The sequence below is a fragment of the Sinomonas sp. P47F7 genome, from assembly GCF_049332655.1.
Lineage (GTDB): Bacteria > Actinomycetota > Actinomycetes > Actinomycetales > Micrococcaceae > Sinomonas.
The window spans coordinates 869,508-891,730 of sequence record NZ_CP186327.1 but is presented as its reverse complement, the minus strand read 5'-3'; the positions used below and the strand labels follow the sequence as shown (position 1 = coordinate 891,730).

19 protein-coding genes and 1 pseudogene are annotated in these 22,223 nt (G+C 69.9%); 5 read left to right on the top strand and 15 right to left on the bottom strand.

Translation table 11 applies throughout. The annotated features are described in order from the left end of the window. Nucleotides 1–80: 80 nt before the first annotated feature. A complete protein-coding gene (locus ACOKR1_RS04385) occupies nucleotides 81–2,108 on the bottom strand; it encodes an alpha-1,4-glucan--maltose-1-phosphate maltosyltransferase (protein ID WP_422935533.1) in 2,028 nt (675 codons plus the stop codon). 184 nt (nucleotides 2,109–2,292) lie between these two features. Between ACOKR1_RS04385 and glgP the strand changes: the two genes are divergently transcribed. After that, nucleotides 2,293–4,911 (top strand): alpha-glucan family phosphorylase, encoded by a 2,619-nt coding sequence (glgP, locus tag ACOKR1_RS04380; protein WP_422935532.1) that lies wholly within the window; start codon nucleotides 2,293–2,295, stop codon nucleotides 4,909–4,911. A gap of 87 nt (nucleotides 4,912–4,998) precedes the next feature. Here the strand turns inward: glgP and glgX are convergent, their stop codons facing one another. The 8 genes and pseudogenes from glgX to ACOKR1_RS04340 form a co-directional block, all read right to left on the bottom strand. Further along, nucleotides 4,999–7,146, bottom strand: coding sequence for a glycogen debranching protein GlgX (glgX, locus tag ACOKR1_RS04375; RefSeq protein ID WP_422935531.1), 2,148 nt, complete (start codon nucleotides 7,144–7,146; stop codon nucleotides 4,999–5,001). Between the two features lie 46 nt (nucleotides 7,147–7,192). After that, on the bottom strand, nucleotides 7,193–7,999 hold the full coding sequence (locus tag ACOKR1_RS04370) for a carbon-nitrogen hydrolase family protein (RefSeq protein WP_422935530.1): 807 nt from the start codon (nucleotides 7,997–7,999) through the stop codon (nucleotides 7,193–7,195). 5 nt (nucleotides 8,000–8,004) lie between these two features. Beyond that, nucleotides 8,005–9,003: a 23S rRNA (guanosine(2251)-2'-O)-methyltransferase RlmB gene (rlmB, locus tag ACOKR1_RS04365; protein ID WP_415855413.1), complete on the bottom strand. Its 999-nt coding sequence runs from the start codon at nucleotides 9,001–9,003 to the stop codon at nucleotides 8,005–8,007. Then, nucleotides 9,004–10,511 (bottom strand): annotated as a pseudogene (cysS, locus tag ACOKR1_RS04360) (cysteine--tRNA ligase). Nucleotides 10,512–10,551: 40 nt separating this feature from the next. Then, a complete protein-coding gene (locus ACOKR1_RS04355; RefSeq protein ID WP_422935529.1) occupies nucleotides 10,552–10,890 on the bottom strand; it encodes a hypothetical protein in 339 nt (112 codons plus the stop codon). Nucleotides 10,891–10,993: 103 nt separating this feature from the next. Beyond that, on the bottom strand, nucleotides 10,994–11,485 hold the full coding sequence (gene ispF / locus ACOKR1_RS04350) for a 2-C-methyl-D-erythritol 2,4-cyclodiphosphate synthase (RefSeq protein ID WP_422935528.1): 492 nt from the start codon (nucleotides 11,483–11,485) through the stop codon (nucleotides 10,994–10,996). Beyond that, nucleotides 11,482–12,285 (bottom strand): 2-C-methyl-D-erythritol 4-phosphate cytidylyltransferase, encoded by an 804-nt coding sequence (ispD, locus tag ACOKR1_RS04345; protein ID WP_422935527.1) that lies wholly within the window; start codon nucleotides 12,283–12,285, stop codon nucleotides 11,482–11,484. Before ispD ends, ispF begins: the two co-directional genes overlap by 4 nt. 195 nt (nucleotides 12,286–12,480) lie before the next feature. Further along, the gene (locus ACOKR1_RS04340; RefSeq protein ID WP_066495480.1) at nucleotides 12,481–12,963 is read right to left on the bottom strand and encodes a CarD family transcriptional regulator; all 483 of its coding nucleotides are present in this window, start codon (nucleotides 12,961–12,963) and stop codon (nucleotides 12,481–12,483) included. 245 nt (nucleotides 12,964–13,208) lie between these two features. Between ACOKR1_RS04340 and ACOKR1_RS04335 the strand changes: the two genes are divergently transcribed. Beyond that, nucleotides 13,209–13,811 (top strand): hypothetical protein, encoded by a 603-nt coding sequence (locus ACOKR1_RS04335; RefSeq protein ID WP_422935526.1) that lies wholly within the window; start codon nucleotides 13,209–13,211, stop codon nucleotides 13,809–13,811. A gap of 158 nt (nucleotides 13,812–13,969) precedes the next feature. On the opposite strand, the gene ACOKR1_RS04330 is transcribed toward ACOKR1_RS04335, so the two are convergent. Further along, nucleotides 13,970–14,650 (bottom strand): winged helix-turn-helix domain-containing protein, encoded by a 681-nt coding sequence (locus ACOKR1_RS04330; RefSeq protein ID WP_415855702.1) that lies wholly within the window; start codon nucleotides 14,648–14,650, stop codon nucleotides 13,970–13,972. Next, nucleotides 14,647–15,852 carry a sensor histidine kinase gene (locus tag ACOKR1_RS04325; RefSeq protein WP_422935525.1) on the bottom strand — a complete coding sequence of 402 codons (1,206 nt, stop codon included), beginning with the start codon at nucleotides 15,850–15,852 and terminating at the stop codon, nucleotides 14,647–14,649. Before ACOKR1_RS04325 ends, ACOKR1_RS04330 begins: the two co-directional genes overlap by 4 nt. Before the next feature lie 206 nt (nucleotides 15,853–16,058). Here ACOKR1_RS04325 and phoU point away from each other — a divergent pair, with 206 nt between their 5' ends. Then, nucleotides 16,059–16,718: a phosphate signaling complex protein PhoU gene (gene phoU / locus ACOKR1_RS04320; RefSeq protein ID WP_422935524.1), complete on the top strand. Its 660-nt coding sequence runs from the start codon at nucleotides 16,059–16,061 to the stop codon at nucleotides 16,716–16,718. A 326-nt stretch (nucleotides 16,719–17,044) separates the two neighbouring features. Here the strand turns inward: phoU and ACOKR1_RS04315 are convergent, their stop codons facing one another. Genes ACOKR1_RS04315 through ACOKR1_RS04300 form a run of 4 tightly spaced genes read right to left on the bottom strand, consistent with a single transcriptional unit; the run spans nucleotide 17,045 to nucleotide 20,236 of the window. After that, a complete protein-coding gene (locus ACOKR1_RS04315) occupies nucleotides 17,045–17,791 on the bottom strand; it encodes a phosphoglyceromutase (protein WP_422935523.1) in 747 nt (248 codons plus the stop codon). A 37-nt stretch (nucleotides 17,792–17,828) separates the two neighbouring features. Further along, entirely contained in the window at nucleotides 17,829–18,659 is an 831-nt protein-coding gene (locus ACOKR1_RS04310; RefSeq protein WP_422935522.1) for a class I SAM-dependent methyltransferase, read from the bottom strand. 7 nt (nucleotides 18,660–18,666) lie between these two features. After that, a complete protein-coding gene (locus ACOKR1_RS04305) occupies nucleotides 18,667–18,972 on the bottom strand; it encodes a DUF2516 family protein (RefSeq protein ID WP_422935521.1) in 306 nt (101 codons plus the stop codon). Between the two features lie 43 nt (nucleotides 18,973–19,015). Further along, nucleotides 19,016–20,236 carry a trans-sulfuration enzyme family protein gene (locus ACOKR1_RS04300; protein WP_422935520.1) on the bottom strand — a complete coding sequence of 407 codons (1,221 nt, stop codon included), beginning with the start codon at nucleotides 20,234–20,236 and terminating at the stop codon, nucleotides 19,016–19,018. 143 nt (nucleotides 20,237–20,379) lie between these two features. On the opposite strand from ACOKR1_RS04300, the gene tmk reads away from it, so the two are divergent. Further along, a complete protein-coding gene (tmk, locus tag ACOKR1_RS04295; RefSeq protein ID WP_422935519.1) occupies nucleotides 20,380–21,078 on the top strand; it encodes a dTMP kinase in 699 nt (232 codons plus the stop codon). Continuing rightward, nucleotides 21,075–22,217, top strand: coding sequence for a DNA polymerase III subunit delta' (locus tag ACOKR1_RS04290; protein WP_422935518.1), 1,143 nt, complete (start codon nucleotides 21,075–21,077; stop codon nucleotides 22,215–22,217). Before tmk ends, ACOKR1_RS04290 begins: the two co-directional genes overlap by 4 nt. Nucleotides 22,218–22,223 lie beyond the last annotated feature (6 nt).

Genomic DNA, 22,223 nt, shown 5'->3' with positions numbered 1-22,223 from the left:
GGAAGATCCTTCCGACGGTCTGGCTGACGGGTCCGGGCGGCGCAGTGAGCCCTAACGTTAGCGCCGCGGTCCGCCCCCGGCTAGCGCCTCACGTGGAGAATGTGCGCGGGCTCCACATGGGCGTCGAGCCGCACATAGTTCTCCTCCCCCCACCACCAGCTTTGCCCCGTAATCAGATCATCAACCCGGAACTTGCCGTCTCCGTCGAAGAGCCCGGGCTCGAGATCGAGCGATTCGAGGTCGAGCTGCACGAGGCTTTCCCGCGTGCTGTGCGGGTCTACATTGACGACGACGATGAGCGTGTCCTTCGCGCCGTCCTCGAGCACCTTGTGCTTCGAGAACACGAGCGTCGCATCGTCGGTGCACGATTGCAGCGTGAGGTTCTGCAGGTCCGCGAGCGCAGGGTGCGCGCGCCGGATCTCGTTGAGGCGCGTGATGTAGGGAGCGAGCGAACGGCCCTCCGCCTCGGCGCGGGCCCAGTCGCGCTCCTTGTACTCGAACTTCTCGTTGTCGATGTACTCCTCGGCCCCCGGGCGGGCGACGTGCTCGAAGAGCTCGTAGCCTGCGTAGACGCCCCACGTCGGGGCCGCCATGGCTGCCAGAACCGCGCGGATCTTGAAGGCCGGCCAGCCGCCGAACTGGAGGTACTCCGTGAGGATGTCCGGCGTGTTCACGAAGAGGTTGGGCCGGTAGAACGGCGCCCATTCCTTCGTGATCATCGTGAAGAACTCCTCGAGCTCCTCGCGCGTGTTCCGCCACGTGAAGTACGAGTACGACTGCTGGAACCCGGCCCGCCCGAGCGACTTCATCATCGCCGGCCGAGTGAACGCCTCGGCGAGGAACACGACGTCGGGATTCTTCTTGTTGACCTTCCCGATGAGCCACTCCCAGAACCACACGGGCTTGGTGTGCGGGTTGTCGACGCGGAAGATCGAGACCCCGTGATCGATCCACAGGTTGACGATCCGCAGGATCTCGCGGCTCAGGCCCTCGGGGTCGTTGTCGAAGTTGAGCGGATAGATGTCCTGGTACTTCTTCGGCGGGTTCTCGGCATACGCGATCGAGCCGTCCACGCGGGTGGTGAACCACTCCGGGTGGTTCGTGACCCACGGATGGTCGGGCGAGGCCTGGAGCGCGAGGTCGAGTGCCACCTCGAGGCCGAGTTCGTTGGCGCGCGTCACGAACGCATCGAAATCCTCGAACGTTCCGAGCTCTGGGTGGATCGCGTCGTGCCCGCCCTCGGGGGCGCCGATGGCCCACGGGGACCCCGGATCGCCCGGGCCGGCGACGAGCGTGTTGTTGGGGCCCTTGCGGTACGCGACGCCGATCGGGTGGATCGGCGGCATGTACAGGACGTCGAAGCCCATCGCCGCCACGGCCGGGAGACGCTCGGCCGCGGTCCGGAACGTCCCGGACGTCCACTGGCCGGTCTGCGGATCGCGCCACGCGCCCTCGGAACGCGGGAAGAACTCGTACCACGAGCCCCGGCCCGCGCGGTCCCGCTCCACGAGGAGCGGATAGGGCTTCGTGACTGTCACGAGCTCGCGGATCGGGAAGCGTTCGACGGCGAAGAGCACCTCAGGCGATTCGCCGGCGGCGAGGCGCTCGGGAACCGAGCGGGAGGTGTCCGCGAGGGCCTCGGCGGCCGCGCGGAAGGTGCGGCGGTCCGCTTCGGAGCGGTCGTCGTCGTCCGCGGCCTCATGCAGGAGCTTCGCGCCCTCGGCGAGCATGAGCTCGACGTCGACGCCCGCGGCGATCTTGACGTCGGAGTTGTGGTGCCACGTGCCGTAGCGGTCGTGCCAAGCCTCGACCGCGAAGCTCCACAGCCCCGGCTTGCCCGGGGTGAGCACGCCGCTCCAGCGGTCGAGCCCCTTCCCGAGCTGATCGAGGCGCACGCGCTGCTTCTCCTTGCCGCGCGGGCTGTAGAGGACGGCGGAGACTCCGAGGGCGTCGTGGCCCTCGCGGGTCGCGGTCGCGGAGATCACGATCCCCTCTCCCGGAAGGGCCTTCGCGGGGAAGTCCCCGTCCTCGACCACGGGCGAGACGTCCGTGATGGGGAACCGGCCGAAACGGAGCTTGTCAGGTAGCGCGGGTTCTAGACCAGGCACAGCAGGATCCTTTCGCGGCGGGCACGGCAAGGGTCAAACACCCGCCACGATAGTCCGCCTGCTTGCCGAATGCGAAGGACGTGACGCGGCCACGTGACCGGCACGCCCGCAGTCCACACGTCATTCACCGGCGCGTTACCGGATGGTATTCAGTGTCGAGACAGGCTCAGATAGGGTGGCGCACGTGAAGGCCATACGTCGTTTCACCGTACGCACTGTTCTGCCTGAGCCCATCGCGGCGCTGGGTGCTCTCGCCACGAACCTGCGCTGGTCGTGGCATCAGCCCACCCGGAAGCTGTTCGAGGGCCTCGACTCCGAGCTGTGGGAGGAGAGCCGCCACGATCCGGTGGGATTCCTCGGCTCGATCTCGCGCGAGAAGCTCGCGGACCTCGCAGAGGATGCGGACGTCGTGGAACGCGTGGCCGCCGCGGGCGAAGACCTGCGCCGCTATCTCGAGGACCCGCGCTGGTACCAGGCGCTCGGCGAGGACGCGCCGCGCTGCATCGCGTACTTCTCCCCCGAGTTCGGCATCACCGAGGTCCTCCCGCAGTACTCGGGCGGCCTCGGGATCCTCGCGGGCGATCACCTCAAGGCGGCGTCCGACCTCGGGGTGCCGCTCGTCGGAGTGGGCCTTCTGTACCAGTCCGGCTACTTCAAGCAGGCCCTCTCGCGGGACGCCTGGCAGCAGGAGACGTACCCCGTCCTCGACCCGGACGCGCTCCCGCTCACGCTGCTCAGGGAAGAGGACGGCACCCCTGCCGTTGTGACCCTCCCGCTCCCGAACGGGCGCAAGCTGCACGCGTACATCTGGAGGGCCGATGTGGGTCGCGTCCCGCTCCTCCTGCTCGACTCGAACGTCCCCGCGAACGACGACGGCGCCCGCGCCATCACTGACCGCCTCTACGGCGGCGGCGGCGATCACCGCCTCCAGCAGGAGCTCCTGCTCGGCATGGGCGGCGTCAAGGCGATCCGCATCTACGAGCGGCTCGCGGGCTGCCCCGCGCCCGAGGTGTTCCACACCAACGAGGGGCACGCAGGCTTCCTGGGGATCGAGCGGATCCAGGAGCTCATGGCCACGGAGGAGCCGCTGAGCTGGGACGAGGCGCTCGTCGCGGGCCGCGCGTCGACCGTGTTCACGACCCACACGCCCGTCGCGGCTGGGATCGACCGCTTCGACGCGGCACAGATCAGGTACTTCTTCGACGCGGGCCTCGCCCCGTCCGTCCCGACCGGGAAGATCCTCGAGCTCGGCCGCGAGAGCTACGAGGGCGGGGACCCGTCCGTGTTCAACATGGCCGTCATGGGCCTGCGGCTCGCGCAGCGCGCCAACGGCGTGGCCAAGCTTCACGGCGAGGTCTCCCGCGCAATGTTCGCGGGCCTGTGGCCGGGCTTCGACCACTCCGAGGTGCCGATCTCGTCCGTGACGAACGGCGTGCACGTGCCCACGTGGATCGACTCGTCGATCACGGACCTCGCCGAGGAGCTAGCGCCCGGCGCCGCCGTGGGCGGGCGCTGGGACGTCGTGTTCAACGTGAGCGACGAGGAGATCTGGGCCGTGCGGCGGCAGCTCCGCGCGCGGCTCGTCGAGGACGTACGACGGCGGCTGCGGGCTTCGTGGAAGAAGCGCGGCGCCGCGGACGCCGAGTTGGCTTGGACGGACTCGGTGCTCGACCCGGACGTGCTCACGATCGGCTTCGCGCGCCGCGTGCCGACGTACAAGCGCCTCACGCTCATGCTGCGCGACCCCGCGCGGCTCAAGCGGCTCCTGCTCGACCCCGAGCACCCGATCCAGATTGTGATCGCGGGCAAGTCGCACCCCGCCGACGACGCGGGCAAGAAGATGATCCAGGATCTCGTCCGGTTCACGGACGATCCCGAGGTGCGGCACCGCATCGCGTTCCTCCCGAACTACGACATCGCGATGGCCCGGACGCTCTTCCCCGGGTGCGATGTGTGGCTCAACAACCCGCTCCGGCCGCTCGAGGCGTGCGGGACGTCCGGGATGAAGGCCGCGATCAACGGCTCGCTCAACCTGTCCGTGCTCGACGGCTGGTGGGACGAGATGTACGACGGCTCGAACGGCTGGGCCATCCCGACCGCGGGCGACAAGGCGAGCCCGCAGGAGCGCGACGACGTCGAGGCGGCCGCGCTGTACGAGCTCATCGAGGACCACGTGGCGCCGCGCTTCTACGGCGCCTCGAGCAAGGCGGAGGGGGCCGATTCGGCCGGCGCCGCGGGCCCCTCTGCCGCCGGCACGAACGGGGTGCCGACGCACTGGGTCTCCATGATCAAGCACACGCTCTCCCACCTCGGCCCGGCCGTCTCGGCCGATCGCATGCTCGGCGACTACGTCCGCGAGCTCTACACGCCCGCCGCCGTGTCCGGCCGCTCCGCGCGAGCCGACGACTTCCGGCAGGCACGCGAGCTCGCGGCGTGGACCAAGCACGTGCGCACCAACTGGTCGCAGGTGCACGTCGAGCACATCGAGTCGGGCGGGCTGTCCGAGGTCCCGCAGATCGGCGACCGGCTTCACGTCAACGCGTATCTCAACCTCGGCGTGCTCAACCCCACCGATGTGCTCGTCGAGATCGGGTACGGCCGCGTCGACGAGAGCGACGAGCTCACGGACACGCACATCGTGGAGCTCGAGGCCGTCCAGACGCTCGGAAACGGCCGCTACCTGTACGGCGGTACCGTGACGATCGAGCGCTCGGGGCCGTTCGGCTACACCGTTCGGGTCATGCCGCGGCACGAGGCGCTCGCGTCGAAGGCCGAGCTCGGGCTCGTGGTCAACGCGGGCTGACCCTTCTCCCGTTGCGCCGTCACGTCCGCGGGGTGATTCACCCCGCGGACGTGACGGCGCAACCGATGGCCCGAGCTTGCCGCCGGTCTATGGCGTCTTGCCGTACGGGCTCGTGTGCGTGCCGGGGGCGCCGTGGCGCGCGCGGTAGATCGCGAGCGACCACGGCTCGGCCACGTCGCCCTGACCGCTCGCGAACACCGTGCCGATGCGCTGCTCGCCGCGGGGCGCCGTCGAATATCGAAGCTCGAACGCGTAGTCGTGCCCGAACGCCTCCGGGAACACGAGCTCCGCGGACTCGGGCCCGCCATTGATGACCACGAGCCCGTCGAGGTAGCCCTCGCGCGAGCCGAGCAGGAACTGGAGGATCCGCTGGTTCGGGTCCTGCCAGCGGTCGGGGTCCATGAGCCGCCCGTCCGAGCCGTACCAGTGGAAGTAGTTGCTCTCCTCGCGCGCGGGGTAGCTTGCCGGCTGGCGCTCGAGGAAGTCCCGCCGGATCCGGATGAGCCAGCGCGTGTGATCGAGCATCTCGCGGCCTGCGGTGTCGAGGTTCCAGTTGAGCCACGTGGTCTCGTTGTCCTGGCAGTACGCGTTGTTGTTGCCCTGCTGGGTGCGGCCAAACTCGTCGCCGGCCGTGATCATGGGCACGCCGAGGGAGACCATGAGGGTGGCCATGACGTTCTTCGCCGTCTGGGTCCGCGCGGCGATGATCGATTCGACCTCGGTCCGGCCCTCGAAGCCGTGGTTGTAGCTGCGATTGTGGGTCGCGCCGTCGCGGTTCTGCTCGCCGTTCGCCTCGTTGTGCTTGCGGTGATAGGCCGTGAGGTCCGCGAGGGTGAAGCCATCATGGGCCGTGACGAAGTTGATCGACGCGAGCGCCGTGCGGCCGGACGCGGCGAAAAGCCCGTGCGAGCCGGACAGGACGTCCGCGAGGCGCGCCGTCGGGCCGCCAAGGCCGCCGGCCTCGATCGAGCCACGGTCCGCGAGCCAGAAGTCGCGCACGGTGTCGCGGTAGTGGTCGTTCCAGTCGGCCCAGCCTTGGGGAAAGCGGCCGGTCTGCCAACCGCCCATGCCCACGTCCCACGGCTCGGAGATGAGCTTGGCCCGCGACACCACCGGGTCCGCGGCGGCCGCGACGAGGAACGGGTGCAGCGGCGTGAACTGGTGCTGCGCGTCGCGGCACAAGGTGACGGCGAGATCGAAGCGGAAGCCGTCGATCTGGAATTCCTCGGTCCAGTAGCGCAGCGAATCGAGCGCGAGCTGCACCACGCGGGGGTTCCCGAAGTCGAGGGTGTTCCCGCATCCGGTCGTGTCGATGTACCGGCCCTCGGGGTCCGTCCGGTAGTAGTTCGCGTCCCCCAGGCCGCGGAAGTTCACCGAGGGGCCGTCCGGCCCCTCCTCCGCGGTGTGGTTGTAGACCACGTCGAGGACCACCTCGATGCCGGCGAGGTGCAGGAGCTTGACCATGCCCTTGAGCTCGTCCTGGACCGCCTGCGGGCCTGCCACCTGGGCGGCGCGCGTCGCGTACGCCGGGTGCGGCGCGAAGAACGCCGCGGTGTTGTAGCCCCAATAGTTCGCGAGGCCGAGGTCCTGGAGATGCATCTCGTCGAGGTGGGCGTGGATCGGCAGGAGCTCGATCGTCGTCACACCGAGCCGCTGGAGGTGCTCGATCATCGCCGGGTGGGCCATGCCCGCGTACGTTCCGCGGAGTTCCTCGGGGATGTCCGGGTGCCGCATGGTCTGGCCGCGCACGTGGGCCTCGTAGACGATCGTGTCGCGCCACGGGACGGTTGGCTTCGCGATCCCGCCCCAGTCGAAATGCTCGTGCACGCGCACGCCCAGGAGCTCTTCGCCGTCGGGCTCGCCCTTCCCACGCGGCAGCTGGACGCTGGCGACGGCACGCGCGTACGGATCGAGGAGCAGCTCGGCTGCGCCGGGCCCGGGCACCTTGCCGTCGCCCGCAGTGCGCGCGGCGAACGCGTAGCGGGTTCCCTCGGGCATGCCTGCTACGAGTCCGTGGTGCACACCGTCGGTCAGCTCGGGCAGCGGCTCCTTGTGCCACACGCCGTCCGCGTCGAGAAAGTGCACGTCGACGGCGTCGAGCCCGGGCGCGTAGACGGCAAGGTTGACCGTCTGCGCAGCCTGCTGCTCGGCGCTTCGGGCAGGCGTGAGCCCGAGCGGAAACGGCTGCGATGGGGTGACCACGAAGGCCAGCGGCATCGTCATGTTGCTGCTCATCAGCGCCAATCCTACTGGCCGCGCCAGGGCCGAAGGTCCCGGGGGCTCAGAGCGTGACGCGATTGGCGAGGACGGGCAGGGTGCGGCGCGCGTCGTCGACCACCGCGGTGTCGATGTCCGCGTAGAGGATTTCGGGGGCGTCCCCGGCCCGCTCGATGACGTTTCCGTAGGGGCCGACGACGGCGCTCCGGCCGATTCCGGTCGGCGCGCCGGGGCGGGCCTCGACTCCCGCGGCACCCGGCTCGGACTGGCCACACGCGAGGACGTAGCTCGTGGAGTCCGCCGCGCGGGCACGCACGAGCAGGTCCCACTGCTCCGCCTTGCCGGGCCCCGCGCCCCATGACGCGCACACGAGCTGAACGTGCGCACCGGCGGCAGCGTTCGCCGTGAACAGCGCGGGAAAGCGCACGTCGTAGCACGTCGCGAGCCCGAACGTCACGCCGTCGAGCGTGAACTGCACGGGCGAGGTGCCGGCCGTCACGGTGTCCGATTCCTTGAAGCCGAACGCGTCATAGAGGTGGATCTTGTCGTAATGCGCGTCGATGCCGCGTCCGTGGACCAGGAGCGTGTTCCGCACCGTGTTGTTCTCGCCCCCAGGGTGCCCCGGCGTGAACATCCCCACAACGACGACGACGCCGGCCTGGTCCGCGGCGGCCCGCACCGCCGCCGCCCACGGACCGTCGAGCGGCTCGGCGATGTCGGCGAGCGAATTGCCGAACGCTCGCATGCTCGCCTCGGGGAAGACCACGATGCCGGCACCACGCCCCGCCGCCTCGCGGGTTCCGGCGCGAATCAACTCGAGGTTGGCCTCGAGCTCGCGGCCCGTGGTCAGCTGGACGAGCGCGACGCGCATCGCGGTCACCTCGAACCGGCGCGGCGCGTCGAGACTTCGTAGAGCGAGATCGCCACAGCCATGCCCGCGTTGAGGGATTCCATGTGCGAGTCGATGGGGATCGAGACGATCTGGTCGCACAGCTCGCGCGTGAGCCGTGAGAGGCCCTTGCCCTCGGAGCCGACGACGACGACGACCGGCTCCGTGGCGAGCGCGAGCCCTGGGAGCTGCACATCGCCGTCGCCATCGAGGCCGAGCACAAAGTAGCCCGCGTCCTTGGCCTGGCGGAGCAGCGTGTTGAGGTTCGCGGCCTTCGCCACCGGAACCCGCACGGCGGCGCCTGCGCTCGTCTTCCATGCCGCGGCCGTCATCCCGACGCTCCGGCGCTCGGGGACCACCACGCCTTGACCCGAGAAGGCCGAGACGGAGCGGATGATCGCCCCGAGGTTGCGGGGGTCCGTGATGCCGTCGAGCGCAACGAACAGCGGCGTGGAGGCGACGTGGCCCTTCTTCCACTTCTCGATCGTGTCCTCGACGAGCTCGAACGCGTCCGGGTACTCGTACGGGGGGACCTGCAGCGCGAGGCCCTGATGGATGGCGTCGCCCGTCATGCGGTCGAGCTCGGGCTTCTGCGCCTCGAGGAGCGGAATGCCCGCCTCCGACGCGAGCTTCATGGACTCGCGGACGCGGTCGTCCTGCTCGATGCGGATCGCCACGTAGAGGGCCTTCGCGGGCACGCCAGCGCGGAGGGCCTCCACCACGGAGTTGCGGCCCGTGACCATCTCCTCCATGGCCTTGGGCCGGCCGGCACTGCGGCCCGCGGCGAGGCGGCCCGGCTGGCCCTGGCGCTTCGCCGCGGAGCGCTCGGCGAGCTCCTTGGTCCGGTGGGCCTTGTGGTAGACGCGGTCCTCGGCCTTGGGGGTGGGTCCCTTGCCCTCGAGGGCCTTTCGCCCGTGGCCTCCCGTGCCTACGGTCGCACCTTTCTTATTGGTCTTGCGCGCGCCGGGGCGCCCGTTCGCGGCCATCTATGCTCCCGTTCCGGTGGTGGTGATCTGGGGTTGCGCGAGGCTCCAGGTGGCCCCGTCTGCGTGGTCTTCGACCGCGATGCCGGCGGCCGCGAGGCGGTCGCGGATCGCATCGGCGGCCGCCCAATCCTTCGCGGCGCGGGCCTCCGCGCGGGCGGCGAGCTGCGCCGCGACGAGGACGCCGAGCGCGTGGTTCGCCGCGCCGTCGGACGCGGGCGCCGTCCGCCGCCCGCGGCATCGAGGCCGAGCACGGCGGTCATGGCGAGGACCTCGCGGAGCGACTCGCGCACCGTCTCCTGAGCGGACGCGTCGCCGTCGGCGAGCGCCGTGTTCCCGCGGCGAACGGCCTCGTGCAGCGCCGCGAGCGCCTGAGGGATATTGAGATCGTCGTCCATCGCGGCCGCGAAGGCGTCCGGGACGTGGCCCGCCGCCGGTGCCCAGGCGCCGTCGTCCGCCGCCTTGCCAGCGAGCTTCGCGCTCGCCTTCGCGATGAAGCCGTCGATGCGTTCGACGGCGGCCGCGGCCTCCTGGAGCGACGTGGGCCGATAGTCGAGCACCGAGCGGTAGTGGGCCTGGCCGAGGTAGTAGCGGACGACGCGCGGGCTCGCGAGCTCGAGCATCTCGCCCGGGGCGATGACGTTGCCCACCGACTTCGACATCTTCTCGCCCTCGAACGTGACCATGCCGTTGTGCATCCAGAAGTTCGCGAAGCCGTCGCCGGCCGCCGCGGACTGCGCGAGCTCGTTCTCGTGGTGGGGGAAGCGGAGGTCGAGCCCGCCGCCGTGGATGTCGAAGCGCGCGCCGAGGTACTTCGTGGCCATCGCGGAGCACTCGAGGTGCCAGCCGGGGCGGCCGCGGCCCCACGGCGACGGCCAGCTCGCCGTCTCGGGCTCGCCCGCCTTGTGGCCCTTCCACAGCGCGAAGTCGCGCGGATCCCTCTTGCCGCGAGGATCGGCGTCCGTCGCCGCCTGCATGTCGTCGATGCTCTGACGCGTGAGCGAGCCGTACGCGGGCCACGAGCGGACGTCGAAGTACACGTCCCCCGAGCCGTCCTGCGCGGGGTACGCGTGGTGGCGCTCGATGAGCCGCGCGATGAGCTCGTGCATCTCGGTGATGTGGCCCGTGGCGCGCGGCTCGTAGGTGGGCCGCTGGACGCCGAGCGTCTCGTACGCTTCCTCGAACTCCTGCTCGTAGCGGTAGGCGAGTGCGAACCACTGCTCGCGCGGAATGTACGAGTTCTCGGGGACGAAGTCCGGCGCGAACGAATCGGCACTCTTCGCGAGGATCTTGTCGTCGATATCGGTCACGTTGCGGACCACGATCGTCTCGTAGCCGCGGTAGGCGAGCCAGCGTGTGAGCTGGTCGAACACGATGGCCGAGCGCACGTGGCCCACGTGGGGGGACCCCTGCACGGTCGCGCCGCAGTAGTACACGGTCGCCTGACCGGGCACGAGCGGCACGAAGTCACGGACTTCGGCGGAGGCGGAGTCGTAGAAGCGCAGGGTCACGGGATAAGCGTAGTCGGGTGGGAGGGTGGGGTGAGCCGGCTCAGCCGCCGCAGACCTTGCCGACGCTGTTGAGCGCGTCGCCGATCTGCTTCTGCTGGTCCGCACCCACGACGCCCGTCGCCGAATCGGCAGCCTTCTTTTCGAGGTCCGCCATGGTCTGGATGAAGCCGGCGATCGAGGGGTCCACCTTCTTGGCGACGTCCGCGTAGTGATCCGCGATCTGCTTGGCCTGCTGGAGCTGCGTCCCCGTGGGCTTGAACGTGTCGCTGTTGAGGTACTTGCAGCTGTCCTGGACGTTCATGCGTCCGTCACCGCCGCACGCGGTGAGCAGCATCGTGGCCGTGACGGCAAGGGCGACTGCGATCGAGCTCTTTTTCATGCGGGGTTCTTCCTTGGCTGGGGACGGAACGGCCTACAAGTCTACCTGCACCAGAGCCGACGCGCCGACCCGAGCGTGCCGCGACGGCCGGGGCCGCGGCCGATCAGCTCTCCTCGAGCAGATACACGAGCGCCGTCGCGACGGCCGCGACGCCCTCCCGCCGGCCGGTGAATCCGAGGTGGTCGCTCGTGGTGGCGGACACCGTCACCGGCGCCCCTGCGGCCTCGCTCAGCACACGCTGCGACTCGTCCCGGCGCGGCGAGAACACCGGGCGCTGGGCCACAAGCTGGACGGCGACGTTGCCGATCTCGAACCCCGCCGCGCGCACGATCCGCGCAGCCTCCGCGAGCAGCCGCACCCCGGAGGCACCCGCATACTCGGGCCGATCGGTGCCGAAATGCGTGCCGAGGTCGCCGAGGCCGGCGGCGGAGAAGAGCGCGTCGGCGGCTGCGTGGGCCACGGCGTCGCCGTCCGAGTGGCCCGCGAGGCCGCGCTCCCCCTCCCACAGGAGGCCGCCAAGCCACAGCGGCTGGGGGGCTTCTTCGGGGGCGTACGCGTGCACGTCGACGCCGATTCCGGTGCGGGGAATTGTCACGGGGCCTCCTGGGGCGTGCAGGCTCCCTCGACGAGCATCTCGGCGAGACGAAGGTCCATGGGGGTGGTGATCTTGAGGGAGCGGGCGTCGCCCGGGACCACGTAGACGGGCAGGCCGAGTGATTCGATGAGCATCGCGTCATCCGTGATGGCCGCGGCGCGTTCGGCGGGCCACCCGCTCGCAGTCTCGTGGGCGTGCCGGAGGGTCTCCGCGTCGAAGCCCTGGGGGGTCTGGACGGCGCGCAGCTGCTCGCGCGCGGGGGTCCCGGTCACGATCTCATCGGCCAGGTAGGCGGACTCCCCGACCGTCACGGCGACACTCTTGATCGTGTCGACAACCGGCACCGCGGGGATCACGGCCGCGGCCCCGCGACGCAGGGCCGTCGCGACGCGGCGGAACGCCTCGGGGGGCGTGAAGGGCCGCGCGGCGTCGTGCACGAGGACATGAGCGGTGCCAGGCAGGAGGGCCCCGAGCGCCGCGCGCACGGAGTCAGCCCGCGTCTGGCCGCCGCGCACCACAGTCACCTCGAGGGGCGTCCCGGTGGCCGCGAGCTGCTCGGCGAACGCTCGGCACACGGCCGCGAGCTCGTCGTCGTCCGCGGGGACGGCGACGCACAGCTGGCGCGCGATGCCCGCCGCGACCGCTCCGCGGAGCGCATGGGCGAGCATCGGCTCCCCCGCAACCGGCACGAGCGCCTTCGGGATCCCGTGCCCGAGCCGGGTGCCGGCTCCGGCGGCAACGACGACGACGGCGAGCGGCGGCTCGGGCGAGGCGTCGGCTGGGACGTTGGCGGGGGTCACGGGCTCAAGCGTAGCGTCACGCCGCCGTCCCCAATTTCTGTGCCGTCGAGGACCACGACTCGCCGCCACGCGGCCCCACATACCGATGAGCGGCGCCGGAACGTGGGGAATCCGGAAGAGAAGCCGGAGAGAACGGCCCCCAGAACGCCAAAAAGGCCCCGCAGCCTAAGCTGGGGGCCTTCCGAAACCTTGCGGTTAGGAGGCGAGAACCTCGTCGAGGACGGTCGCGGCCTGCTCCTCATCGGTCTTCTCCGCGAGGGCCAGCTCCGAGATGAGGATCTGACGCGCCTTGGCCAGCATCCGCTTCTCACCTGCGGAGAGCCCACGGTCCTGGTCGCGGCGCCACAGGTCGCGAACCACTTCGGCAACCTTGATGACGTCGCCGGATGCGAGCTTCTCGAGGTTGGCCTTGTAGCGGCGTGACCAGTTGGTCGGCTCCTCGGTGAACTCGGCGCGGAGGACGTCGAACACGTGCTCGAGGCCTTCCTTGCCCACAACGTCGCGGACCCCTACAAGGTCCACGTTCTCAGCTGGTACTTCAATCGTCAGGTCACCCTGAGCCACTTTGAGCTTGAGATACATTTTCTCTTCGCCCTTGATAGTGCGCATTTTGATCTCTTCGATCTTGGCTGCACCGTGGTGGGGGTAAACAACCGTCTCGCCAACCTCAAAAACCATGTGGACATTCCCCTTTCCCGCAAGCCAGTCTATCACGACCGACCGAAGGCCCCGGCCCGAGGATGCCCCGCGATCGGCGGAATGACGCGGGAGAGCGATTGCCGCAGGGGCCAGCCGGGCTTGACGAATCGTCAAGAAAGTGCTTCACGTCACACACGCGGGCGTCGCGGAATCTACGATCTGTCGAAAGTCGGGCTACGCTAGGGGCGATCAGACCTCAGACACCATCGACACAGGAGCGAGCTGTGCGTTTCACTGCTTCGACCCCGGCCACGCGCGTTGCTCTTGCAGCCGCTCTGGGCTTGGGTCTGCTGACGGCCACCGGGTGCGGCTACATCAACCCTCAGCAGACGTCCATCCAGTACTCGGCGTCGGATGGCATCCGCGCCGACGTCGGGTCGGTCCAGCTCCGCAACGTGCTCATCGCCTCGACCGGCAAGTCCGGCTCCTCGCAGTCCGCCAGCGCGAACGCGCCGGGCCGCATGATCGGCACGCTCTTCAACACGTCCGGCCAGGACCTCACGGTGTCGCTGTCGACCCCGTCGTCGAACACCGTGTCCGTGACCATCCCGAAGAACGGCGAGGTCCGCCTCGAGACCACTTCCACCCCGGTCGACTTCTCGCACGTGGGTGGGGTCCCCGGCTCACTCGTGGACGTCAAGGTCAACGCGGGCGGCACGAGCCAAAGCGTCAAGGTTCCCGTGCTCGACGGCACCATCGCGGACTACCGCACGTACCTGCCGACCCCATCGCCGAGCGCCACCTCAAGCGCCTCGAGCTCGACTTCGGCCTCGAGCTCCGCGTCGGGTTCGGCGTCGGCGACGCCTTCCGCGACCCCGAGCAAGTAGGCTCGCCAAGCAGCGCACGACGGCGGCCGCTCACCCCAGATGGTGAGCGCCCGCCGTCGTCTGCCGTCCCAAGAGAACGACTGCTCCGTAACTGTCGTTTTGAGCCCTCAAAACGACGGTTACGGAGCAGTCGATGACAGTTGAAGTTGGAGGGCCTGTCAGGGCTCGAACTTGTAGCCGAGGCCACGCACCGTGACGAGGAAGCGCGGGCTTGAGGGGTCCGGCTCGATCTTGCTGCGGAGCCGCTTGACGTGGACGTCGAGGGTCTTCGTATCCCCGACGTAGTCCGAACCCCACACACGATCGATAAGCTGCCCGCGAGTCAGGACGCGCCCCGAGTTCCGCAGGAGCATCTCGAGCAGCTCGAACTCCTTGAGCGGGAGGGCCACCTGTTCGCCGTCGACGCTCACCACGTGCCGCTCGACGTCCATGCGCACGGGCCCGGCCTGAACCGTTGACGAGATGAGCTCCTCGGGCTCGCCGTGCCGCCGAAGGACGGCGCGCACGCGCGCCACGAGCTCGCGGGACGAGTACGGCTTCGTGACGTAGTCGTCCGCGCCGAGCTCAAGCCCCACAACCTTGTCGATCTCCGAGTCCTTGGCCGTCAGCATGATGACCGGCACATTCGAACGCTGGCGAAGCTGCCTGCAGACCTCGGTGCCGGGGGTGCCCGGCAGCTGGAGGTCCAGAAGGACGAGGTCGGCGCCATTCCGGTCGAATTCCACGAGAGCGTCTGTGCCGTTGTCCACCACCTCGACCTCGTAGCCCTCCTTACCGAGGAGGAAGGACAGGGGGTCGCTGAACGATTCCTCGTCCTCCACGATCAGGATCCTGCTCAAGCGATCGCTCCTTGCTCAGGGGGCCGCGTGGCCCCTTCCTGGCGCCGGCCCGGTTCCGGGCTCTCAGCACCTTGGTCTTCCTCCATCTGGGGCAGCCGCACCGTGAAGGTCGAGCCCTTGCCGAGCTGCGACCACACGGTCACCTCGCCGCCGTGGTTCTCCACGACGTGCTTGACGATGCTCAGGCCAAGGCCCGTGCCGCCCGTCTGCCGCGACCTTGCGGCGTCCACCCGATAGAAACGCTCGAACACGCGCTCCTGGTCCTCCGGCTTGAGGCCGTCGCCCTGGTCCGCAACGGACACCGAGACAAGGCCGTCCTTGTCCCGGATGCCGATGCCGACCTTCGTGTTCCCGGGAGAATAGCGGATCGCATTGTCGATGAGATTGCGGAAGGCGTTGACCAGGAGATCCGGGTCGCCGTAGACCCTATGAGCGCTCATGCCTCCGACCACCACGGAGATGTGCTTGGCTTCCGCGGCAAGCCTGGACCGGTCGACCGCGTCCGCGACGACCTCGTTGACGTCCACGACCTTGCCCTGATGGACGATATCCGCGGCTTGGAGACGCGAGAGCTCGATGATGTCCTGCACAAGCGCCGCAAGGCGCGTCGACTCCTTGTGCATGCGCTGCGCGAAGCGACGCACAGCGTCCTCGTCGTCGGGGCTCGCCTCTAGCGCCTCCGCGAGAAGGGAGATGGCGCCCACCGGCGTCTTGAGCTCGTGCGAGACATTCGCCACGAAGTCGTTGCGGATGCGCTCCGTGCGCGTGATCTCCGTGCGGTCGTCGGCGAGGAGGAGGATGTATTCCTCGCCGAGCATGGCCGCGCGGACCAAGACGATGATCGTGCCCTGGCCGAGCGGACCCCGCGGGAGCTCGAACTGCTTCTCGATGACGACTCCGTTGCCGCGAACCTTCGCCGTCATCGAAAGCAGCTCGCGGTGCACCACCGTGTGCCCGCGGACGAGCCCATACGCGTAGGCCGCCGGGCTGGCGCGAACCACGCTGTCGATTGCGTCGACCACCACGAACGCCTTGCCGAGCACCGCGAGCACATCGGCCGCACCCTCGGGGAAAGTCGCCTCCCCAGGGGCGACCTCGAGGAGGGCACGCTGACGCTCGCTCGCCCGGAACGCGAGGACGCCGAAGGCGCCGAAAGACAGGCCAAGAAGACCCGCGACGATGCCGACGACGAGAGGATCCACACCATTAGCTTAGGGGCGGGCCCCGACGTGCTCAGACCGCGTGCACGAGCTCAAGCCCCGGTTCACGTATCGTTCACGTATCAGGTGGCAAGTATTCATCTGCCGCTGAGAGTGTGACGAGTCGAAGCACCCCGCGAGGCATCGGACGGGACGGCATTCCCGCGCCCGTGCGCAGCGACACGGAGCACCGAGGAAAGGACACCGCCGTGCGCAAAGTTTTTCAGGAAGAGCTCAAGTCGGTCCACGACGATCTCGTGGAGATCGCCCGTCTCGTCGCGACCGCGCTGGACAAGGCCATCGAATCCTTCCAGAGCGCGGACGTTGACCTCGCCCAAGAGGTCATCGCCGAGGACGCTCGGATCGACTTCCGCCAGAGCGCGCTCGACGAGCGCGCGATCGACATCCTCGCCCTTCAGGGCCCGGTCGCGAGCGACCTCCGGACGCTCGTCGGCTCGCTGCGCATGAGCGCCTCGCTCGAGCGCATGGGCGACCTCGCCCGCCACGTCGCGCAGCTCGCGCGGTTGCGCTTCCCCGAGAGCGCCGTCCCGGAGTCGCTCACCAAGACGTTCGCGCGCATGGCCGAGCTCGACCGGAGCATCATCGCTGACGTCGCGGAGCTCCTCGAGACCCACGATCTCTCCCTCGTCGCGAAGATCCAGGGCGCCAACGCCGAGATCGACGACCTGCACGCGGGCGTCTTCCGTGCCATCGCCGATTCCTCGTGGACGGGCTCGCCGGCACTCGCCGTCGACGCCGCGCTCGCGAGCCGCTACTTCGAGCGGTTCGCAGACCACGGCGTCTCCGTGAGCCGCAAGGTCTCGTATCTCGTGACCGGCGAGTGGGACGGGGACATGACGTCGAACTGACGTCCCGGCTTCACGTTCCGGCTGCGCCGTCACGTTTGCGCGGTGCGGCACCCCGCAAACCTGACGGCGCAACACGTGGAAGTACGACGGCGGCCGCTCACTCCCCAGCGCCTCCCGGAGCACGCTGGGCGTGCTCCGGGTCCCTCGGCGCTGTGGGCCCCCTCGGTGAGCGGCCGCCGTCGTCCGTTGTGGGGCGCATAACCGTTCCTCCCGCACCATGGCCCCCCTCGGAGGCATAACCGTTGGTCACGCTGGACGGTTGTGCCTCGTTGGAACGGTCGTAGCGCGGAGGAGACGGTTTCGGCGTGAGGCGTGACCCCGCTGCGCTACTTCTTGCCCTGGTTCTTGACCGCCTCGATCGACGCAGCCGCGGCCGCGGGGTCGAGGTAGGTGCCGCCCGGGTTGGTGGGCTTGAAGTCCTCGTCGAGCTCATACACGAGCGGGATCCCGGTGGGGATGTTGAGGCCAGAGATGTCCGCGTCGCTGATGCCGTCGAGGTGCTTCACGAGCGCGCGGAGCGAATTGCCGTGGGCCGTCACGAGGACCGTCTTGCCCGCCTTGAGGTCCTCCTTGATCTCCGACTCCCAGTACGGGAGGAGGCGGACGAGCACATCCTTGAGGCATTCGGTGCGCGGGAGGTCGTCGCCGAGGTCCGCGTAGCGCGGGTCGCCGGCCTGGGAGAACTCTGAGTCGTCCGGGAGCGGGGGCGGCGGGACGTCGTACGAGCGGCGCCACTCCATGAACTGGGCCTCGCCGAACTCGGCGAGCGTCTGGGCCTTGTCCTTGCCCTGGAGCGCACCATAGTGACGCTCGTTGAGCCGCCACGAGCGCTTGACGTCGATCCAGCCGCGATCGGCCGCGTCGAGGGCGATGTTCGCCGTGTTGATGGCGCGCTTGAGCCGGGACGTGTACAGGATGTCAGGGTTGAGGCCCTTCTCCGCGAGCAGTTCCCCGCCGCGCTGAGCCTCCTCGCGGCCCTGGTCGTTGAGGTCAACGTCAACCCAACCAGTGAACAGGTTCTTGGCGTTCCAGTCGCTGTGCCCGTGGCGCAGCAGGATCAGCGTGTAAGTCATGGGGCCATGCTATCGAGGCGTCCGCTGAGAGGCGGTCTCATGACGAGGATGAGGAGCCCGGCGCGACGGCGTCCCACTCGACCGTGAGCTCGCCAAGCCGCCAGCGCGTCGGCCCGTGGAGCACCGGCCAACCGGCCTCTTTGGCGGCGCGGACCATCGCGATCCAGCGCTGCCTCGTGCCGAAGGCAGCGAGGGGAGCGGAGGCGAGCCACGCGTCGTCGAGCGCGCCGAGGAACGCGTTGACGCGTTCCCCTGGGACGTTGCGGTGGATGAGCGCCTTCGGGAGCCGCTCCGCGACGTCGGACGGCCGCTCGAACGAGCCGAAGCGCGCGGCGAGGGAGAGCGTCCGGGGGCCGCCGCCGTCGAGCGCTACCCAGGCCGCGCGACGGCCGATCTCATCGCACGTGCCCTCGATGAACAGCCCGCCCGGCGCGAGCCGCGAGCAGACGAGCTCCCAGATCGCGGGGACGTCGGTCTCCTCGTACTGCCGAAGCACGTTGAACGCGCGGACGAGCGCGGGCCGCTCCTCGACGGGGAGCTCGAATCCGCCGAGCCGAAAGTCAAGCCCCTCGCGCTCGAGCGGTTTGGCCGCCTCGACCCGGCCCGGCTCGATCTCCACGCCGGTGAGGCGGAAGTCGGGGCGCACCGCCCGGAGCCGGTCGAAGAGCTCGACGGCGGTCGCGGGGTGACCGCCGTAGCCGAGGTCGACGGCGAGCGGGGCCCGAGGGAACGAGCGAAGCCGGCGCGCGTGCGCCCCCGTGATCCAGCGGTCGACGCGCCGCATGCGATTGGGGTTCGTGGTGCCCCGCGTGACGTTGCCCACTGGCCGGCCGCGGGCCGCCCGGACCGGGCGCGCCTTCTGCACCACGGCGCGGTCAGCGCGAGGTGACGGCGGGGCGCACGTCCGCGAGGTACACGCCGGCGATCGTCACGCTGGCGATATTGAACAGGCTCAGGCCGAAGAAGGGTGTGGGGACGAGCACAGACAGCACCGTGACAAACGTCGCGGCGCCCGTCAGGCCGAGCCAGAAGCCCTTGGTCCGCTTCGAGCTCGCCTGGAACGCGGGGCCCTTGCGGATGGTGCAGTCAACGAACGCCCACACCGACAGGACGGCACACACGAGCGAGACGAGGTACCCGACGGTGTTGTCGATATAGAAGATGAGAAGTTGGCCGCTCACGGTCCAAGCCTACCGAGTGCGGGGCCACTCGGCGGCGAGGGGTTCAGTCCAGCGCGTCGAGGCCCTGCGCGAGATCGGCCCAGAGGTCCTCGACGTTCTCGATCCCGACGCTGAGCCGAACGAGTCCCTCCGGAACCGTGAGCGGCTCGGCGGCGTGCCGACGGCGCCGCTCGATCGTCGATTCGACGCCCCCGAGCGACGTCGCGGGGAGCCACAGGGCGAGGGACGCCACGAAGGCGTCCGCGGACGTCGCGTCGTCGAGCTCGATGCTGATGATCGAGCCGAAGCCCGAGAACTGCGCGGCCGCGCGCTCGTGGCCCGGATCGGAGACGAGCCCGGGGTAACGCGTGCGGCGCACCGCGGGGTGACCCTCAAGCCGCCGCGCGAGTTCGGCCGCGTTGGCCTGCGAGCGCTCGACGCGCAGCGCGAGCGTCCGGAGGCCGCGCAGGCCGAGCCAGGCTTCCATGGGGCCCGCGATCGCCCCGTGCAGCGTGCGGTGGCCGAGGAGGCGCGCGCGCAGCTCGTCCTTCGCCGTCACGGCGAGGCCGAGGAGCACGTCGGAATGGCCGGCCAGGTACTTGGTCGCCGAATGGACGACGACGTCGGCCCCCACCGCGAGCGGGCGCTGGCCGAGCGGTGTGCTGAACGTGTTGTCGACGACGACGAGTGCGCCGGCCGCGTGGGCCGCCTCAGCGAGCGCGGGCAGGTCCGCGACCTCCATCATGGGGTTTGTGGGGCTCTCGACCCACAGGAGGCTCGCGCCGTCGAGCGCGGCGATGACTCCCTCGGTGTCCGCGATGTCGACCGAGCGGAGTTGGAGCTCGCCCCGCTCCCCCTTGCTCTGGGCGATCCCGAGCGTGCCCGAGTACGAATGGGCCGGCGCCACGAGGACCCCGCCGACCGGGATGAGGCTCAGCGCGGCGGCCACGGCGGCCATGCCAGAGGAGAACAGGAGCGCGGGGACCTCGGCCCCCTCGAGCCGCGCGACGGCCTCCTCGAACGGTTCCCACGTCGGGTTCGAGTACCTCGCGTAGCCACGGGCGCCCTCGCCGACCGCGCCCATGCCGACGAAAGTCGAGGAGAACACGACGCTCGGGTTCACGGGGGTGTCGTGTCCCCGTTCCGGCCGCCCCGCCGCCACGGCCAGAGTCTCCGCGGAGAGCGCGGCGAGAGCCTCCGAGTCGAGGTGCGGGAAGGCGCCTTGGGCACCGCTCTCGGCGGGGCTCTGGGCGGGGAAGACGGAGTCGGCGGGCGCGTCGGTCATGCCCCTAGATTATGCCCAGCGTGGTGAGCCCGCGGCGGCGCGTGACGGCCCCTCACGAGGGCGGTTGTTCCTCCACAGGCCCAGCCGTCCACATCCGCGCGTTTGCGGCGCGAGGACGGCGTCCGAGTCGGTAGTCTGGGTGGGTGATCTCCTCCGCCGAAACGCCGCTTCCTGGCCTGTTCGTCGCCTTCGAAGGCGGCGACGGCGCAGGGAAGTCGACGCAGGCGCGGATCCTCGCGGATTCCCTCCGTGCCGCGGGTCACGAAGTGCTCCTCACGCGCGAGCCTGGTGGCACGCCGATCGGCGAAAAGCTGCGCGGCCTCGTCCTCGAGCACGGACACGGAGAGGTCGGCGCGCGCACCGAGGCACTCATCTTCGCGGCCTCTCGCGCCGCTCACGTCGAGCAGTCCATCCGGCCCGCGCTCGAGCGCGGAGGCGTCGTGGTGACGGACCGCTACATCGGCTCCTCGATCGTCTACCAAGGTGTGGGGCGCGGGCTCGGCGCCGATGCCGTGCGCGATCTCAACGTGTGGGCCACGGACGGGCTGTGGCCCGATCTCACGGTGCTCCTCGACGTCGACGAGGCCGAGGGCCGCTCCCGGAGAACCGCTGGCGACGCGGCCGAGGACCGGCTCGAGTCGGAGCCGGACGAGTTCCACCGCGACGTGCGGGCGGCCTTCCTCGAGCTCGCCGAGACGCGTCCCGGCGCCTACCTCGTGCTCGACGCGCGTCAGGAGCCCGGCGAGCTCGCCGAGGCGATCCTCTCAGCCGTGACGAGCGCGCTCGAAGCGCGCTCCGCCGCGGTCCGTGCCCATCCGGGCCGCGTGGAGGCCCGCCCGTGACCGTGTGGGATCAGCTCGTGGGGCAGGCGCCGGTGGCTGAGCAGCTACGACGGGCCGCCGCAGGCGAGGGCCTCACCCACGCGTGGCTCTTCACTGGCCCCCCGGGATCCGGGCGTTCGACGGCGGCGAAGGCCTTCGCGGCGGCGCTCAACTGCGAGGTTGAGGACGTTATGGCTCGCGGCTGCGGGGTGTGCCCCGGGTGCCGCGCTGTCCTCGCGGAGTCGCACAGCGACGTGACGTTCGTGCGCACCGAGAAGGTCACCATCACGATCGACGAGGCGCGCGGGCTCGTGGCCAAGTCGGGTGACCGGCCGTCGACTGGCCGGTGGCGCATCGTCGTCGTCGAGGACGCGGACCGGATGGCCGAGCGCACCACGAACGTGCTGCTCAAGGCGATCGAGGAACCCACGCCGCGGACCATCTGGATGCTGTGCGCGCCGTCGCCGGCCGACGTGCTCGTGACCATCCGCTCACGGTGCCGTCCCGTGGGGCTCCGGCTCCCACCGGTGTCCGACGTCGCGGCGCTGCTCGTCGAGCGCGACGGCGCCGATCCCGATCTCGCGGTTCAGGCGGCCCGCGCGGCCCAGAGCCACATCGGCATCGCGCGGCGGCTCGTGCACGATCCCGCGGCCCGAGAGCGCCGCGCGGCCACGGTACGCCTCCCGCTCACCCTCACGACCGTCTCGCAGGCCGTCAACCTCGCCGAGCAGCTTGTCAAGATCGCCTCGGACGAGGCCTCGAGCTCGAACGAGGAGCGGGACGCGCAGGAGCGCTCGCGATTGCTCGAGACGCTCGGCGTCACCGGGGACGAGAAGCTGCCCCCGACGCTCCGCTCCCAGGTCCGGCAGCTCGAGGAAGACCAGAAGAGGCGCGCGAAGCGGTCCGTCACCGACTCGCTCGACCGGACCCTCACGGACTTGCTCTCGTTCTACCGCGACGTCCTGATGCTCCAGCTCGGCAGCGACGTGGACCCGGTTAACACCGAAATCGCCGCGGACGTCAGGGACTTCGCGGCGAAATCTTCGGCCGCCGTAACTTTGGCGCGCATGGACGCGGTTAACACCACGCGACAGCGCATCACGACCACCAACGTGGCCCCGCTCCTTGCGGTCGAAGCCATGGCGGTAAGCCTGATCTGACGGAGG